The sequence below is a fragment of the Desulfofundulus australicus DSM 11792 genome (assembly GCF_900129285.1).
Classification (GTDB): domain Bacteria; phylum Bacillota; class Desulfotomaculia; order Desulfotomaculales; family Desulfovirgulaceae; genus Desulfofundulus; species Desulfofundulus australicus.
The window spans coordinates 13,606-29,494 of sequence record NZ_FQUW01000035.1 but is presented as its reverse complement, the minus strand read 5'-3'; the positions used below and the strand labels follow the sequence as shown (position 1 = coordinate 29,494).

Below are 15,889 nucleotides of genomic sequence, written 5' to 3'. Positions count from 1 at the left end.
GTTTCAATCCTCACCCGGCATGGAAGCCGGGTGCAACAGTTCGCGCATAAGTTCTTTTCCTGTGCGGTGTTAGCTACCACGTAGCGCGAACCGGGTAGACCGGAGATTTTTTGACCGGCTGGGGCTCCTGTAATTACCCGGCCGGCCGTAAGAATGCCGAATCGCGATACATCCGGGTTTTGTAGCTCCACTGGGGATCCGCGCACCACCATCTTTGTTTAATCCTTACCCGGCATGAAAGCCTAATACCACACTTACACCGCCCGAATTTCGCCACGCCCCGCGAGGGCCTTCACAGAATCAGCGGCCCATCGAAGTCCACATACCGGTCCTGGCCGTAAACCCTGAGGGAACCCTCCCTGCCGCCATGCAGTATGTAGATGCGGAGGCTGTCCCGTTTCTCATCGATGACTTTCCGGAGCCTGTAAATGAGTTCCTCGAGCTGAGCCGGTGTTACCCGGCACTCAAAGAGAGAATACTGGACCCGCTGGCCAAAGTTCTTGCAAATTGTGGCCACTTTCCGCAGACGGGCCTGCCCTTCCCTGCTTTCCATATTCACGTCGTAGGCAACGATGATGTCCATCCGCTTCATCGGGCAACAAACGGCGCGTATTCGGCCGCATCCTGGCGAAGATGTCGCGCCAGCAGGCGCGCCTGGATGTGGGGGAGGAGCCCGACGGGTACCCGTTGACCAAGCAGAGGATGGGTGAGCTCCTCCTGTTTCCTTTTCTGATAGGCCTCTAAAAAGGTCCGGCGGGCCCGGTCGGTAAGGTGGATGGCACCTCCCGGCCGCTCCAGGAAATCCTTTTCCGTTATCTGGCGGCGGTTCAGCAGCGTCAGCACAAGCCGGTCTGCCAGGAAGGCACGGAACTCCTCCATTAGATCCAGGGCCAGAGCAGGCCGACCGGGGCGCAGGGCGTGGAGGTAGCCGATCTGGGGATCAAGCCCCACCCCTTCACAGGCCGATACACAGTCATTGACCAGCAGGGCATAGGCAAAGGAGAGCAAAGCGTTCACCGGGTCCCGGGGCGGCCGCTTCGTTCTAATCTCAAAGCGCAGGGCGGGATCGTCCACCAGGATGAGCGAACTCAATACCGAAAAGTATACAGCGGCGGCCCGGCCCTCGATTCCGCGCAATTCATCCAGGTCCTCCGACCTGTTCACTTCCTTCAGGGCCGTTTCCAGCTCCCGGGCGGCCGGTTCAAGCCGGCAGGCCAGTTCCGGGTTATCGCGCATTCCCCGGAGCAGCACGTGGCGGGCATTTCTAATCTTACCGGCCACAAAGCGGCGTGCCAGGGCCTTACGACGGCACGCATCCCCGTAGGCCTCGTGCTGGGCCCGCCGCAAAAGGACGTTGCCAGATACCGGCCCGGCGAGGCGGGCCCGGAACTGGCCATTCTGGTCAAACCAGACGATATTCCGGCCGTCCTCGGCAAAACGGTGAATCAAAAAGGGGCTTAAGAGTACGTTGCCGAAAACGGCCAGTCCGCCCAGGTGGTGCAGGGGTACCTGGAGCCGCTGAACCCGCTCGACTTCCACCTTGAGCGTATCGTGATCCAGGTGTATGTAAGCGCCCTGGGCTTGAATATACAGGGTATTAAGTAGTTGATGCATCACTTCCATTCACGCTCCAGCCAGGCAGGGAGATCCCGCAGGGCAAAGGGCATACAGGCGTCCACCAGGGAACAGTTCCGGCAGCGTTTATCTGCCGCCGGCGGGGGCATGGAGCCGATCTGGAGCAGTCGTCGCACGTCCAGGACCACCCTTTCCACCTGCGAACGAAGTTCGGGCGTAAAGCGAACCTCCCGCCTCCGGCGTGACCCGTGATGGTACAGGGCTCCACGGAGCACGGGTCGTCCCAGCATTTCCTCAAGGCACAAGGCCTGGGCGCAGAGCTGCACCTCGTCAGCCCTCCTGGCCCGCCGGGGACCGGCCTTGTACTCGACCGGATAGGGGGTGCCGTCCGGCAGGAACTCGACCACATCCGCCCTGCCGATTAACCCCAGACGCTCCGACCAGAGGGGGACGGCCAGCTCAACTCGAACTCCTTCCGCAGTGTAGTCGTGGGGCAGATCCACATTCTCGTGGGTCCGCCGCCCCCGTAAAGTGAAGAGATTTTCCTCCCAAACCTGTTCCAGGTGGATCAACGCGCACTGCCTGGGACAGTATACGTAGTGCTGCAGCGCACTGATGGGGACGGATTCGGAGTCATCCCAGAGCATATTTACACCAGCCGGACCAGGGTAACGCCGGCAAAACCCATCTCGTCAAGCGCCCCCTCAGGAGGGGCATCGACCACATAGTCCACAAAGGAGCGGGAGTTTTCCACACCTTCCTGCCTCCGCACCTTTACCAGCTCAAACAGCTTGTGTGCCGGGGCGTTGCCCTTCTTGTCTTCGTGGCGGAAAACAAAGAGACCGCGCACCGCCATTTCACCCCTGGAAGCCGAGCGGTCAAGCTCAAAGAGAAACTGGAGGGCCTCCCAGAGAAGTTCAAGGTCTTCTTTCGATACGCCGGTCCCTTCGGCCAGGAAGGGGTTGTAGAATCCGTGGGCCCGGTATAACCCGTAGGGGATGAGGGGTTTTCTGCCCATCTCGGTCTCCCCTGACTCCATGCGCTCCTCGGTGGTTCTGGCCTTACGGGTTATGGACAGATCCAGAGGGAGCACCGGGTCAACCGAACGGGCAAAGGTGATCTGCACCGGACCCCGCACCTGCCCGGCGTTCAGGTCGCCGGTGGAAAGCACGGCCCCGAACATGCGGATGTCGTAATACCGCCGGCAGAGCTCATTGCGCACGTCTTCATTTGGTACCCGGCTCTCGGTAACACCCCTTGCTTCTCCCGCCTGTTTAATTAAAGTGTTCAGCGCCACCTTGCTTTGAATGAAAATTGGAATATTTTTCGTAACCTGTACGTAGTCCCTTACTTTTCTCTTCAAAGCAACATCACTGACCAATCCATGCATAGTCTCCGGGTCCACCCGGGGTAGATTCCCGGCGTCGGGGTCGCCGTTCGGGTTACCGTCCCGGACATCAAAAAGAAAGACAAATTCATAACGCTTTTGTGGATCGCAGACGGCTTCAAGCCTGTTATGGGCGCTCATTAATTTTCCCTCCCTGATTGGATTCACTGGCTTTACCCTTGCCCCGCCCGGCACGGAAATAGGCCCGCTGGTGGTAGAAGCCGAGGGCAAACTCCGCCTGCTGGGGCAGGTTTAGGGTCCTGGGAAACCCCCCGGCCTTGTCCAGCCGGGAAAGGATCTCTTCCACCAGGAGGTTTACTTCCCGCCCGACCTCGGGCAGGTGAGCGGTGGTGCTCAGGCGCAAAAGGTTCCCGAAAACCGAGGCCGGCGCGGTGGAGGCCGCCCCGTAAAAACGGTCCACCAGAGTAGTGTTCAGCTTAAAATTAGCCGCCCGCTGCTGAGCCTCTTCTAAAACAGCCAGCAGCCGACCGCAAAGGTAGGGCGGAGAGCTACGCCGAAAATCCAGCTCTTCCATGTTCACGGCATCCTCCTTTCCGTAAGAGATCACCAGCTTTAACAGAGCTGTCAGGGCTTGAATATGCTCAAGCCGCTGCCGTTCCTCGTCCGGCCTATCCCTCCTCCCTTTGGTCCAGAGAACCCGCAGTCGCGGGACCGCCCTGGCCAAAAGTCCATCTGAAGGCCTGTATCCCAGGTAGGCCGCCCGAAGCAGGCCCCGAGTCAAATTTGGATCAGGCAAATCCAGGGCCTCCGCCAGGACGGCTATGGATACCGGTCGAAACTCGTCTCCCTTGGGGGAGACCAGGATAAGTGCCTGCAGGAAATGTCTCAGGTTTTCTTTTAAAGCCTCCAGAGAAACACTAAACCACTCCCGGAGGGCAACCCGTCCCACATTGGGCGAAAGCACCCCCAGGTAAAAAGCGTAGGCATCCAGCATCAAACCGGCTGCTCCGGGCTTCCAGGGCAGCTCCAGCAGGCGGTCCAGCTGGGCCAGATCGGCGGGAGGAGCCTGAACCTTCTTCTGTGTTCGCTCTTCGACCATCAGAGATCCCAGGCTGGCCAGCAGGTCTTCCAGATCTATGGACCTATCCCCCACCTGCAGGGGAGCAGGAGCTTTAAGCCAGTAAACGGCTATCTGATTGGCCAGGCTGTCAGCTTTGTTTTTGTCCCGTAGCAGGTTTTTCCTGTGCCGGGGGTTGTTGGAGAGGTAGTCAAAGGCCCGCGATGCGGTATCGCCACACGCAAAGCAGAGACCCAGGTGGACCTGTTTAGAAATGTTCCGTCCGGTAAGGTAAGAGACAAATGCATCTTCGTTTAAACAGTGAAGGGGGGCAGTTCCTCTAAGCAGCTTCACCTGGAGGGGAAGCTTACCGATAAGTGCTCCAGTAGACCCGCATATCGCACACTCACCTACGCTGGCCACCGGCTTCCCCTTTTTATCGTGCGCCAAGCACCGCTCCTCAAGCTCGGCCACCCAGAAGGCCATAACCTCGGGGTGTTCGAACAGGTGCTGCCCGGCCAGGGGGCCCTCTTCCGGCACAAAGGAAACCCAGTCCTTAGACTGAACCTCTCCAAAACGCGGGTCGTCTTGCACCAGGCGCTTTTCCAGGACCTCCGCCACCCAGCCCGCCGCCTCCCGGAGTGCGGGATCACTCACCAGGGGCGAACGCAAAAACTTTTCAAGCAGTTCCCGGAACACCCGGTGCTTTTCGGCCACCCGCTTATCCGAGCCATTTTTCTGCTTAGAAGCACCCAGGGCGTAGCCGGCCTCGTGGACAAGTGGTAAAGCCCTCAACCCTGATGTCCTACCCGGATCGTACGGCCGGGGTCTATTAGTCAACTCAACCTCCTCCAGCCAAACTTTAAGCGGCGGCCCGGGCCAGATGTGCACCACCCAGCGGATAGGCTCCGTGTAGGAGTAAAAGCCAACCGGGGGAAGCTTACCCCGGGCTTCCAGATCGCGCCCCAGCTCTACCAGTTCCCTAAACATAATCCTCGCCCTCCAGCCGGTAAAGCTCCCTGTACTTTTCCGGGGGGACCCTGAGCCAGCCGGCCTCAAGGCGGGCCGGGAAAAATAGTGCCCGGTGATAGCCGGTGGCGCGCCGCGCGCCGCCCGGCCCGTGGCGGACGAACCCCATCTCCGGCCGGGACGGGTCTTCCACATAGGCGATGTCTAAAAGCATATTCCCCAGGTCCATGTCCAGCGGCTGCGGCCGGTCACCTTCTCCGGCAGGTGCAAAAAAGGCCGCAAATTCCCTGGTGCCGAGATAGGGCCGGTGGTGGCACTGACCCCTCTCCACGCGGCGGTTAAACTGGTCGCGGTACTTGTAGACCGGATCGGTGGCCCAGGACTGCAGGGACATTTCCGCCCGGATCAGGTAGGCCACGTTCTTAAGCACCAGGCTGCAACGCTGCTGGCGGGCATCCTCCACAAAGAATGGGTTGCTTCCCTGGCGCCGGTCTATCTCGTTGCGCAGAATTACCATTTCGCTCCCCATATTGAGGACGCCAATAGCTCTAATCTCATAACGGAACTCCGGTTTCCAGAAAATGGCCTCCAGCACCCCCCGTGCCGCCGAAGGGGTCATGACCGGGTAGCTCACCCTTTCCACCTTAAATTCCGGACGGGTAAAGCATGCATAGTCCCCCCACACTTTAACCGTAACCATTCCGGTACGCTCCACCTGAACACCCCCATGTTTGTTTCAATTATCACCAGGCACAGAGGCCGGCTGCAACCCCGCTGTACGGTGCGGCATGGGACAGCATTGCTTGTTTAATTCTAACCCGGCTTCTATGCGGGGTGAAACGACGTCAACCAGGACAGGGGCGACCGTGACCAAGCGACCTCTTAAACAATCAGGTCGCCGGGGTCGTAAACGGGCCCCACCAGCCCCATGCGCTCGTCGTATCCCCCGTTCCAGCGGTAGAATCCCTCCCCGAGGGGCTCCAGCAAGCCCTCTTTTTTGAACTTTGCCGCCTCGTGCCGGAAGAGGCCGACCAGGTAGGGCTGCAGGCGCCGCCAGGTCATACGGCCCGGCTGCTTCATCCACTCCTCAAGCCGCTCACCAGCCTCACCGTACGGGACGACTACCGAAACCATCTCCTCCTCAATCAGGCGGTAAAGATGGGCCACCTCCGGGTAGTCCAGAACCTGGCGATATTCCTGAATTCTTTTCTTATCCAGGTCCACATCCGCAAAGAGCCTCCGGAAATATTGCCGGTAGAGTTCCGGATCGTGAAGGCTTTCGGCCGGGCGTCCTTTTAAAAGGAGCCGGGCTTTTTCCAGACCCGCTTTATACGACCCCCGGGGAGCCCTGCCCTCAGCCGGCTCAAACACAACAACCCGCCCCTTGGCCAACCGCCCCTCCCGGTTGCACCTTCCGGCCGCCTGGACCACCCGGTCCAGGGGCCCTACCGCCCTAAAAACAACCGGGAAGTCCAGGTCCACCCCGGCCTCCACCACCTGGGTACTGACCAGGCGCACCGGCTTTCCTTCTTCCAGCCGGCACGATACTTCAGCCAGCACCCGGCGCCTGTGGGCCCCGCAGAGGAGTGTGGAAAGGTGAAACACATCAGGCAAGTCGCCCAGGGCCTTAAGCAGTTCCAGCGCATCCCGGCGGGAATTAAGGACCACCAGCACTTGCTGCAATTCCCGGATCTCACCCGCCAGGTCCTCCCACGAGAGCGGTTCCTCCCGCAGCTCGTAATCCACCCTTTTCAGCCGCTGGAAATGTTCACGGTACTGGGGCACGATCTCACGCACCTCCAGACCGTAAAACTCCCGGAGGTAAGGCGTATCGTCAAAGGCCGGCTGGGTGGCGGTGGAAAGGACCAGGGTTACGCCATAGTCCTCCACCAGTGACCTCAAAACATCCAGGGTAGGCTTGAGGACTTCGGGAGGCAGGGCCTGCACTTCGTCCAGAAGGATGACGCTCCGGGCCAGATTGTGCAGCTTGCGTGCCCGGGAAGGGCAGTTGCTAAAAAGGCTTTCAAAAAGCTGAACAGTGGTGGTAACTATCAGCGGAGCGTCCCAGTTTTCGGCCGCCAGGCGTAGCCGCAAAGCCAATGGGTCCTGTCCCTCGTCTTCGGGTACGGGCACCTGGCTGTGATGTTCCAGGACGGCTTCATCCCCCAGTATCTTCCGGTAAACATCCGCCGTCTGCTCGATAATGCTTGTATAAGGAATAGCCACAACCACCCGGCGCTTGCCGTGCAACACAGCGTGCTTCAGGGCGAAGGCCAGGCCGCTCCTCGTTTTCCCGCCGCCGGTGGGCACGGTAAGGCGCCAGACGCCGGGAGGACCTTCGGCAGCCCGCAGGCAGGACTCGTAAACCTCGCGGCGGACCCGGTTTGTAGGAGTATCTGCATCCCGGGTCGCAAGAAACGACTCCTGGTTTTTCACAAACCGGGTCCAGAGTTCAGGGATTTCCGGCCAGCCTCTTCTCACCTGTGCCGGCTCCGGAGCGAAGTGCGCCTCCGTGTCCAGGTAATCCGCGTCCACCAGGGCAGAAAAGAGCATACGGATGAAAAATTCGCGGCGGGTGTCCCGGGCGGGGAGTGAACGAAGAGGGGGCAGCTTGGGCAGCGTTTCAATTCTCACCCAGTGTAAAAACCGGGTGCAAAATATCGAAAGAGACTCAGAGTTCTTTTGCAAGAATTCCTCCAGATCCTGAGCCAGGCGGCCGGCAGCGGCAAGCCCGGAGTGGTGGCCGCAGACGGGCAGGGCAACATCCTTCCAACCTTCCGGGTCTTTTGCCCTTTTGCATAAAAGACAGTAAATCAGGGCGGCCCCCCACACGGCATGCGGCACGCGGGGATATTTTTCCCCCCGGTACTGCGCCTGCAGGTATTCTTGAAAGGAGGTATTGAACTTCCCCAGGTCATGAAAGAGGCCGGCCCAGGCAGCATGGGCTTCACCGCCGAAGGGCCGGGCGAAGGCAGACGCTTGCTCAGCTACTTTCTGCAGGTGAGAGACCAGATCGTGCCAAACCTTCTGCGCATTTGGCGTATGAGCATAGTAGTGAAATATATGTTCCATGCTCCACCTCCCGGTCCAATCCTCACCTGGCATGAAAACCGGGCGCAACTTTTTTATGAACAAAATTCGACCCAGTACAGGCTAACTCCTCCTTTTCAGGTTAAGTTTTCCACAGAAGAACAAAAAATTTGCAGGCTTTTGTTTTGCGGGCCTGCAACCTGCTCCGAGAGCCGATCAAAAATTAAGATTATATTATTGACATCATGGACTCAACAAAACCGCTTTGATATAAGTCGAGATGTACCACAAAAATTGAAATACTATTGCCTTCTATATACTTTAGGGATATAATATTTAACGTTCTTAAGTAATCCATATTAACCGGACAGGAAGGTGAATTTGGGGTGCTCAGAGTTTTGAAGGGCGATAAGAGAAAATTGCTCCTGGTAGCCCTCCTGATTACCATGCTGACGGCTGCCGTAAACCAAACAGTGGTAGCCACCGCCATGCCCCGGATAGTTGCCGATCTGGGTGGACTGGACTTCTATAGCTGGCTGGCCACCGCCTACATTCTTACCTCAAGCGTGGTGGTACCCCTGGCCGGAAAGTTCTCCGACCTGTGGGGACGGAGGCCTTTTTTCCTGGCCGGGGTAACTCTTTTTTTACTGGGTTCCTGGGCTTCCGGGCTGGCCCATAGTATGCACTGGCTCATTACCGCCCGGGCCGTGCAGGGCCTGGGCGGCGGCATGCTAATGGCCATGAATACCATTACCATCGGGGATCTCTTCCCTCCGGCCCAGAGGGGACGCTGGCAGGGAATCATGATGAGCGTATTTGCCCTGGCCACCCTCCTGGGTCCCACTCTCGGCGGGTGGATTACGGACCACTGGAGCTGGCGCTGGGTCTTTTACGTAAGTACCCCCTTCGGTTTCCTTTCGCTGGTCCTGCTTTTTTATGCCCTGCCGCCTTACCGGGCAGCACATAAACCACGGGTCAACTACTGGAGTCCGGCGTTATTGACTGTTTCCCTGGTTGGTCTGTTGCTGGCACTGACCTTTGCCCAGCAGGATTTGAGCTGGACCACCCACCGTGTGTTATCCGGTTTTGCAGTGGCAGGAGTGTCCGGTATCCTTTTTGCCCTGGCGGACAGCCGGGCTGAAGAACCATTACTCCCACCCTGGCTCTGGAGGAACAACATTTTCGTTGTTTCTACCATAACACTTTTTTTAGTTACCCTGGGTATGTTTGCCATTACCCTTTATTTGCCCATGTACCTGCAAATCGTGACGGGTGTAAGCGCGACATACTCCGGTACATTGCTCACGCCCATGATGCTTTCGGTCATGATTGCAGCGGTGGTCAGCGGGCAACTGATTTCCCGGTTGCGGCACTACAAAATCTTCGCCGTATCCGGCCTGGCCGTTGCCACTGCCGGCATGTTTTACCTGGGGCGGCTGCCTGTTGATGCCACCCACGCCATGGTCGTCGCCGGCATGATTATCAGCGGTACCGGAATGGGTATAGCCATGCCCACCTTTACCGTGGCCGTACAAAATACCGTGCGCCGCACGGAGTTGGGAACAGTTACGGCCGCTTCCCAGTTGTTCCGCAGTATTGGCGGCGTTTTTGGCAGCGCCCTCACCGGCAATATTGTTTTGACCGATTTAAGCCACCGCCTGGCAGGTCTTCTGCCACCCGGTGCACCGGCAAAAGTTGACCCCGGTCAGGTCCTGGGCCGTTTGATGCAGATGCCCGGCGATCCCCGCCTGTCCCTGCTGAAACATGCTTTTTCTCTCAGCATTACCCACGGATTTTTCATCGGAGCCATCCTTTTGACGGGGGGTCTGATGGCTTCCCTGTTTCTCGAAGACCGGGAGCTAAAGGCGCGGTGGGATGACCAGCCGGTACCGGAATGAAGGTTGCTGGCAGGATTGCGCTTGTTTTAGTGCAGGGAAGGAAAAACTAACCTGCCCGACGGATGGTCTTAATAGGCAGTTAATGCTTATAAAAGGAGGCGGTTAATTAAGACATGGGTGCCAAAAAAATTCTGATGCTTGTCGGCGATTACGTGGAGGACTACGAAGTAATGGTGCCGTTTCAGGCGCTGCAGATGGTCGGGCACACCGTTCACGCGGTCTGCCCCGGAAAGAAGGCCGGGGAAAAAGTACGCACAGCCGTGCACGACTTCGAGGGGGATCAAACCTACAGCGAAAAGCCCGGCCATAACTTCACCCTGAATGCTTCTTTTGATGAAGTGAAGGCGGAAAATTACGACGCCCTGGTGATACCCGGCGGGCGTGCGCCGGAGTACATCCGACTGAATCCCGCGGTGCTGGAAATAGTCCGGCACTTTGCCGGAGCAAACAAGCCCATCGCCGCCATTTGCCACGGCATACAGGTACTGGCGGCGGCAGGTGTGCTCCATGGGAAAACCTGCACGGCCTACCCGGCGGTAAAACCCGAAGTGGAAAATGCAGGAGGCAAATGGGTGGATGTAGATGTAAACGGCGCTTACGTTGAAAATAACCTGGTCACCGCACCAGCCTGGCCCGCCCACCCCGAGTGGCTTGCAAAATTCCTCAAGCTCCTGGGAACAAGGATCGAACCGTAAGAAGCCCAAGGATGAGAGGAGCCCGCCTGCAAAGGGACTCCTCTTTTTGTTACGGCCCGGGAAGGGTTTTTCAAACCTTTGCAGAAAATTTCCTTGTCTAGTTGCCGGACTGGAAAAGAGAGGAGTCCTGTGCGCATGAAGGTGGGTGTGGGGTATAGTTTACATCCGGACTCCCGGGAAGCCGCAAGGAAGGCGGCACGGTTCGCCGTGGCCCGATCGGGACCGCCCGCCATCACATTTCTGTTTACCACCGAAGGGTACAATCAGGAAGAGATCCTCGAAACAGTGATGGCCGAAACGGGAACCCCAAAACTGGTCGGCGCGTCCGGAGCAGGAATCATCACGGCAGAAGGGATTAAAAAGCAGGGTGTGGAAGTGGTGACACTGGCCGGCGAAGAGATCACAGCCAGAACGGCCCTGGTGGAAATGCTGAGCGAACGGGCTGACGAAACGGGCAGGGAACTGGCCGAAAGACTCTTAAGCGGGCCGGCTCTGGATGAAGGCACTTTATTTGTGTTTCCCGATGGCCTGGCGGGCAACATTGCGCGCATGCTGCGCGGTATTTACGACGTACTGGGCCCCCGGTTTACATATGCAGGCGGGGGAACCGGAGATAATATGCGCTTTTTCAGGACATACCAGATGACCGAAACCGGCGTGGCCAGCGGAGCGGTAGCGGCAGCCCTGGTTGCCGGCTGTTCCTTTGCTACCGGCATCGGTCACGGCTGGGAGCCTTTCGGTCCTCCGCTGCTCATCACCAGGACAAAGGGCAAGGTTGTCTTTGAAATTGACGAGCAGCCGGCCTTTCAGGTCTACTCGCGCCGGCTCGGGGGGATAACGGGCAAAAAGTTTCCCGACTGCGCCGTCCGCCACCCGCTGGGGGTACCGGATCTGAGCGGAAGATTCATTATCCGCGATCCTTTCAAACTGGGTGCAAACGATTCGATTGAATTTGTCACAGAAGTGCCTTACCGTGCCGTGGCCTACCTCATGCGCTACACCAGTCCCGAAAGCCTTATCCGGGCGGCCCTCGAAGCAACAGTGCAGGCCAGGAATTCTGTGAAATTTCCCGGGTTTGCCCTGATCTTCAACTGCGTATCCCACTTTCTGTTAATGGGAGAACATGCGGACCGGGAACTGGAAGCGATCCGGAATACACTGGGCGAGTTGCCGGTAGCGGGTTTTCTGACGTTTGGGGAAGTGGGCAGTTGCTCCAGCGGCCCCCCACTCTTCCACAACAAAACTTTCCTTATCGCCATAGGAGGGACATCTTCTCGATGAACTCCAGTGCGCTGGAGCTGGCCTTTCTGTATGAAATCTCCTCGCTTAAATGGCCCGGTTCAGAAGCAGATCTTTTTGATGAAGTAATAGAAAAAGCTGTGCGGCTTTTCGGGGTCCAGCGGGCAGCCCTTGTCCTCCAAGACGACACAGGGCAGTCCAACCTGCTATACCTGGGGCTTCGGCCAGAACAAAGCAAACGTTCTCAAGGAACAGCCCGGGCAAAACCGGGGTCCGGGGAGGGTCTATCTTAAGGAACTGGGGAACCCTCCCTCGGGAATCTTTACCTGGAAAGAAACGAAGATTTCCTGGAGAACGAACGCCGCCTGCTGGACGTGTTTTCCGGGCGGCTGGCAAATATTCTGCAGCTCCACATCTGGGAGAGAAAAACCAGAAAGCTGAAAGAGCGCTTCCGGCTGGTTTTCGAAAACATGCCCATGGTGGGTGCCCTATCCTTTGACCGGGAGGGAAGGATTTTACACTACAACCGGGAAGTGCAGAAAATCCTCGGCCAGGGTGCACTGCTAAAGGACGGGGACTGGTTCACCCGGATCAGGCCTGCGGCCGATTTTCAAAAGCTCCTGACCCGGACGTGGGAAACCGGTCAGGTTGTCGGGCCCGGGGAATGGCAGATTCAAACGCCGGGGGGAGAACTGCGGTGGGTGCTTTTAACCCTGGTTCCAGTAAAGCAGGACGAAAAAGTGGAAGAGGTTTTTTGCATGCTTGTAGACATAACCAGCCGAAAGCAAATGGAAGAAGAACTCAGGCGTCTGAGCATTTTTGACAGCCTGACCGGTCTTTACAACCGCAATTATTTCGAACAGAAAATCCGCCAGCTGGATGAAGAGGGTGTGCGGCCGGTAAGCGTCATTGTGTGTGACGTAGACGGGTTGAAGCCGGTCAACGACTGCCTGGGTCACAGGCAGGGGGACGAGTTGCTTCAAAAGGCTGCCGCCCTGATCCGCGAAGTGTTCCCCGGAGAAGAAGCCTTCCGGGTAGGCGGCGACGAGTTCGCCGTCATCCTGCCGGCAAGAGATAGGGAAGCTGCCCAAAAAGCCTGCTCGATTTTAATGGAAACCCGGGAGAAGTTCAACAGGGGTCACACTGTCATCCCGCTCAGCATTTCCGCCGGGGTGGGTGTCACGGAGAACCCCCGCAGGTCCGTTTACGACGCTTATAAGCAGGCAGACGATGAAATGTACCGTGACAAGTTACAGCGCTGTGCTGCAGAGAGGTACGATATCGGCCGTTCCCTTATGGCAGCGCTTTTCAGGAATTACCCCCACATCGAAAGGCATGCCAGGCGGGTTAAGGAAATAGCGTTGCGCCTGGGGAAGGCAGCAGGCCTTTCCACGGGGGAGATGGACAACCTGCTCCTGCTGGCCGAGGTGCACGATATTGGAAAGGTGAACCTTCCGGAACACATCCTGCAAAAAAATGAACCCCTAACAAAAGAGGAAGAGGAAGAAATGAAACGCCACTGCGAAGCAGGATACCGGATTGCAAGGTGCTCGCCCGGGCTTACCCAGGTGGCCGAGCTAATCCTGCAACACCACGAGTGGTGGGACGGGCGGGGGTACCCGCAGGGTTTAAAGGGGGAAGAAATCCATCTCTTAAGCCGCATTCTTGCCATAGCCGACGCCTACGAGACCATAACCGCCGTGCGGCCCGGCAAAAAAGTCATGTCCGCCGAGGAAGTGATGACAGAACTCAAGCAAGGGGCAGGAACCCGGTTCGACCCTCACCTGGTGGAAATTTTCCTTAAAATGCTGCAGGAAGAAAACGGTGACATTTTCCCCTAAGAAGTTTTTGATCTGAACCTGACCGTCACCGCACTTGCTTGAACAAAAAGAGAATTTCTCCAAGGAGAGACAGGAGTGTTCCTACCCCCCCCAATATCTTCCATCTCACTCCGGGGTATTCGCAGGAAAGCCTCCACTACCCGGGGGTCAAACTGACTGCCCGCGCACCGCTTCAGTTCATTGAACGCGTGGTCCGGGGTGAGTGCTTTCCTGTAGGGCCTGGCGGAGATCATGGCGTCGTATGCGTCGGCCACGCGGATTATGCGTGCCAGGAGCGGAATCTCTTCCCCTGATAGCCCGTCCGGGTACCCCCCGCCGCCGTAGTCTTCGTGGTGGTGCCGCACGGCCGCCGTTACCTCGACCGGAAACCCGGCCGGTTCCAGAATCCTGGCCCCCATTTCGGGGTGACCCTGCATTTCTTTCCTTTCTTCCGGAGTGAGGGGACCCGGCTTGAGGAGAATGTTCTCGCGGACGCCAATTTTGCCGATGTCGTGCAGGAGCCCGGCCATGTACACCTGTTCCTGTTCTCCGGCACTAAGTCCCATAATGCGGGCGCACAAACGCGCCAGTTTCGCCACCCTCAGGGAATGACCCCTGGTGTAAACGTCCCTGGCCTCCAGGGCAGCCGCCAGTGCCTGCACGACATTCAGGTAATATTTTCGCAGCGAGGAATACAGGCGGGCGTTTTCCAGCGCCAGGCCCAGTTGAGAGGCAATGATGACCAGATATTCGACTTCCTCTTCCGACCAGCGCCGCGGCACGGGAGAATAGATCTTTAAAGTGCCCAGGATCTTTCCACCCGTTTTCACCTGCACGACAACCAGTGCCCGCACCTCGGGCACGGAGTAGGGGAGGCGCGCGCTCGTCACGGTGCTGGCCAGGTCCTCCACGACCACAGGTTCCCCCTTTTGGAGCACCTCGCCCAGCAGGTTGCCGTCCGGCCGGATACGGCCCGTCTCCGCCTGCAACCCCGGGCTCATGCCCACATTGCCCCTGAGCACCAGGTCACCGGTTTTCTCGTCAAGCAGCCGCAGTATACACCACCGGGCGCCCAGCACATCCCGCACGCCACTCAGAGCGGCTTCAATGATCCGGTCTGCATCGAAACTGCCCGACACCACCTGTCCTACCTCGAGCAGCCGTTCCAGCATGGCCGCCCTTTCCTGAACCCTCCGGAAAAGCCGGGCGTTCTCCAGTGCCAGGCCCAGAGCGGTACCCAGGGTGGTCAGGAAAACAGTTTCCTCCCCGGTGAAGTGCTGCCCTCCCGGCCTGCCCACCAGGGTGAGCACCCCCGTCACCCTGCCCCCGACCGTAAGGGGTACCGCCACTGCCGGCCGCTTTCCTTCGGCCGCGTTTTTTTCATCGTCAAAGTGCGCAGCGGCAGCTTCCCGCCCGACCGCGGCTATTATTTCCCCTGCGGGAATAATCCCCGGCCCGTTGTCCGGCTCCAGGGCGGCCGCCACTTCGGCGGTTGCCGACCCCGGCTCCGCCTCGTCCAGCATAAGCACCGAGCCGCCGGCGGCCCCGGTCAGCCTCAGCACGGCCTCCAGCCCCTGCCGGGCTGCTTCGGCCACCTCCAGGCTGCTGGAAACAGTTTTACTGAACTCAAAAAGGGCTGTAAGTTCGTTCACCTTCTTCTGGAGTTCCTGCCCGGTGTACAGAAGCCGGGCTACGGTCTCCGCCACTGCCTGCATCATCCCCGTGGCGGCCAGGAGCCGCTCTTCACTCCAGACGGGTACCTTTACGGCCGCCGCCAGAAGTTCTTCGTGGCCAATGCCCGTTTCCCTGGCCAGTTGCAGCACTGCTTCTTTTGCAAGCTCCTGCAGCGCCACACTGCCGCCCACCAGCACTGCCGCCAGCTCCCCCGCCACATTTAAAGGCGTTGCCAGGTGCACCAGCCCGGCATGGCAGGTGTGGGTAACCGCCTTCCCTGCGCTCGCGGCAGTTATGACCGAGGCCGCCCGTGAAGCCGCACACCTGGCCCTTCCTTCCGGGTTGTTGTTTATTAAAGCACAGAAAGAGCACAGGTTGGTGATTTCGGTAAGCGGGCGCCCGTCCGGGTAAGCGATCAGGGCCGACAGTCCCAAAGCCCGGCTCATGGTTTCCTGAAGTTTTTGTAAATATTTTAGTTCTCCGTAGAGCTGCATCAGCTTCCCCTTTCCACGAAATTGACGAAATATCCTGCTTACAACACCTGCCCGAGAACTCCTGTTTGCCGTACGGCAGTTTTGCCTATC

General features: G+C 58.4%; 13 protein-coding genes. 5 read left to right on the top strand and 8 right to left on the bottom strand.

Annotated features, from left to right (window positions below; genetic code table 11):
• Positions 1-292: 292 nt before the first annotated feature.
• The 7 genes from cas2 to BUB44_RS12155 form a co-directional block, all read right to left on the bottom strand.
• Positions 293-583 carry a CRISPR-associated endonuclease Cas2 gene (gene cas2 / locus BUB44_RS12185; protein WP_207545658.1) on the bottom strand — a complete coding sequence of 97 codons (291 nt, stop codon included), beginning with the start codon at positions 581-583 and terminating at the stop codon, positions 293-295.
• Positions 584-588: 5 nt separating this feature from the next.
• Positions 589-1,623 (bottom strand): type I-C CRISPR-associated endonuclease Cas1c, encoded by a 1,035-nt coding sequence (cas1c, locus tag BUB44_RS12180; RefSeq protein ID WP_242655977.1) that lies wholly within the window; start codon positions 1,621-1,623, stop codon positions 589-591.
• Positions 1,614-2,222, bottom strand: coding sequence for a CRISPR-associated protein Cas4 (cas4, locus tag BUB44_RS12175; RefSeq protein WP_073166753.1), 609 nt, complete (start codon positions 2,220-2,222; stop codon positions 1,614-1,616). The genes cas1c and cas4 overlap by 10 nt, the downstream gene beginning before the upstream one ends.
• Before the next feature lie 2 nt (positions 2,223-2,224).
• Positions 2,225-3,103 carry a type I-C CRISPR-associated protein Cas7/Csd2 gene (cas7c, locus tag BUB44_RS12170; RefSeq protein ID WP_073166751.1) on the bottom strand — a complete coding sequence of 293 codons (879 nt, stop codon included), beginning with the start codon at positions 3,101-3,103 and terminating at the stop codon, positions 2,225-2,227.
• Complete coding sequence (gene cas8c, locus BUB44_RS12165; RefSeq protein ID WP_083543236.1) at positions 3,090-4,970, bottom strand: type I-C CRISPR-associated protein Cas8c/Csd1; 1,881 nt, start codon at positions 4,968-4,970, stop codon at positions 3,090-3,092. Before cas8c ends, cas7c begins: the two co-directional genes overlap by 14 nt.
• Positions 4,963-5,664 (bottom strand): type I-C CRISPR-associated protein Cas5c, encoded by a 702-nt coding sequence (cas5c, locus tag BUB44_RS12160; RefSeq protein ID WP_242655976.1) that lies wholly within the window; start codon positions 5,662-5,664, stop codon positions 4,963-4,965. Before cas5c ends, cas8c begins: the two co-directional genes overlap by 8 nt.
• 167 nt (positions 5,665-5,831) lie before the next feature.
• Complete coding sequence (locus BUB44_RS12155) at positions 5,832-8,021, bottom strand: CRISPR-associated helicase/endonuclease Cas3 (RefSeq protein WP_073166745.1); 2,190 nt, start codon at positions 8,019-8,021, stop codon at positions 5,832-5,834.
• 344 nt (positions 8,022-8,365) lie between these two features.
• Here BUB44_RS12155 and BUB44_RS12150 point away from each other — a divergent pair, with 344 nt between their 5' ends.
• The 5 genes from BUB44_RS12150 to BUB44_RS12130 all read left to right on the top strand — a co-directional run bounded on the left by BUB44_RS12150 (position 8,366) and on the right by BUB44_RS12130 (position 13,652).
• A complete protein-coding gene (locus BUB44_RS12150; RefSeq protein ID WP_073166742.1) occupies positions 8,366-9,877 on the top strand; it encodes an MDR family MFS transporter in 1,512 nt (503 codons plus the stop codon).
• Positions 9,878-9,990: 113 nt separating this feature from the next.
• Complete coding sequence (locus BUB44_RS12145) at positions 9,991-10,572, top strand: DJ-1/PfpI family protein (RefSeq protein WP_073166741.1); 582 nt, start codon at positions 9,991-9,993, stop codon at positions 10,570-10,572.
• Positions 10,573-10,707: 135 nt separating this feature from the next.
• Positions 10,708-11,853 (top strand): FIST signal transduction protein, encoded by a 1,146-nt coding sequence (locus BUB44_RS12140; protein ID WP_073166739.1) that lies wholly within the window; start codon positions 10,708-10,710, stop codon positions 11,851-11,853.
• The gene (locus BUB44_RS12135; RefSeq protein ID WP_073166737.1) at positions 11,850-12,104 is read left to right on the top strand and encodes a hypothetical protein; all 255 of its coding nucleotides are present in this window, start codon (positions 11,850-11,852) and stop codon (positions 12,102-12,104) included. Before BUB44_RS12140 ends, BUB44_RS12135 begins: the two co-directional genes overlap by 4 nt.
• Positions 12,105-12,185: 81 nt before the next feature.
• A complete protein-coding gene (locus BUB44_RS12130; RefSeq protein WP_073166733.1) occupies positions 12,186-13,652 on the top strand; it encodes an HD domain-containing phosphohydrolase in 1,467 nt (488 codons plus the stop codon).
• On the opposite strand, the gene BUB44_RS12125 is transcribed toward BUB44_RS12130, so the two are convergent.
• Positions 13,649-15,799 carry an HD domain-containing phosphohydrolase gene (locus BUB44_RS12125; RefSeq protein WP_073166730.1) on the bottom strand — a complete coding sequence of 717 codons (2,151 nt, stop codon included), beginning with the start codon at positions 15,797-15,799 and terminating at the stop codon, positions 13,649-13,651. The two genes, BUB44_RS12130 and BUB44_RS12125, sit on opposite strands and share 4 nt — an antisense overlap.
• Between the last annotated feature and the right edge of the window lie 90 nt (positions 15,800-15,889).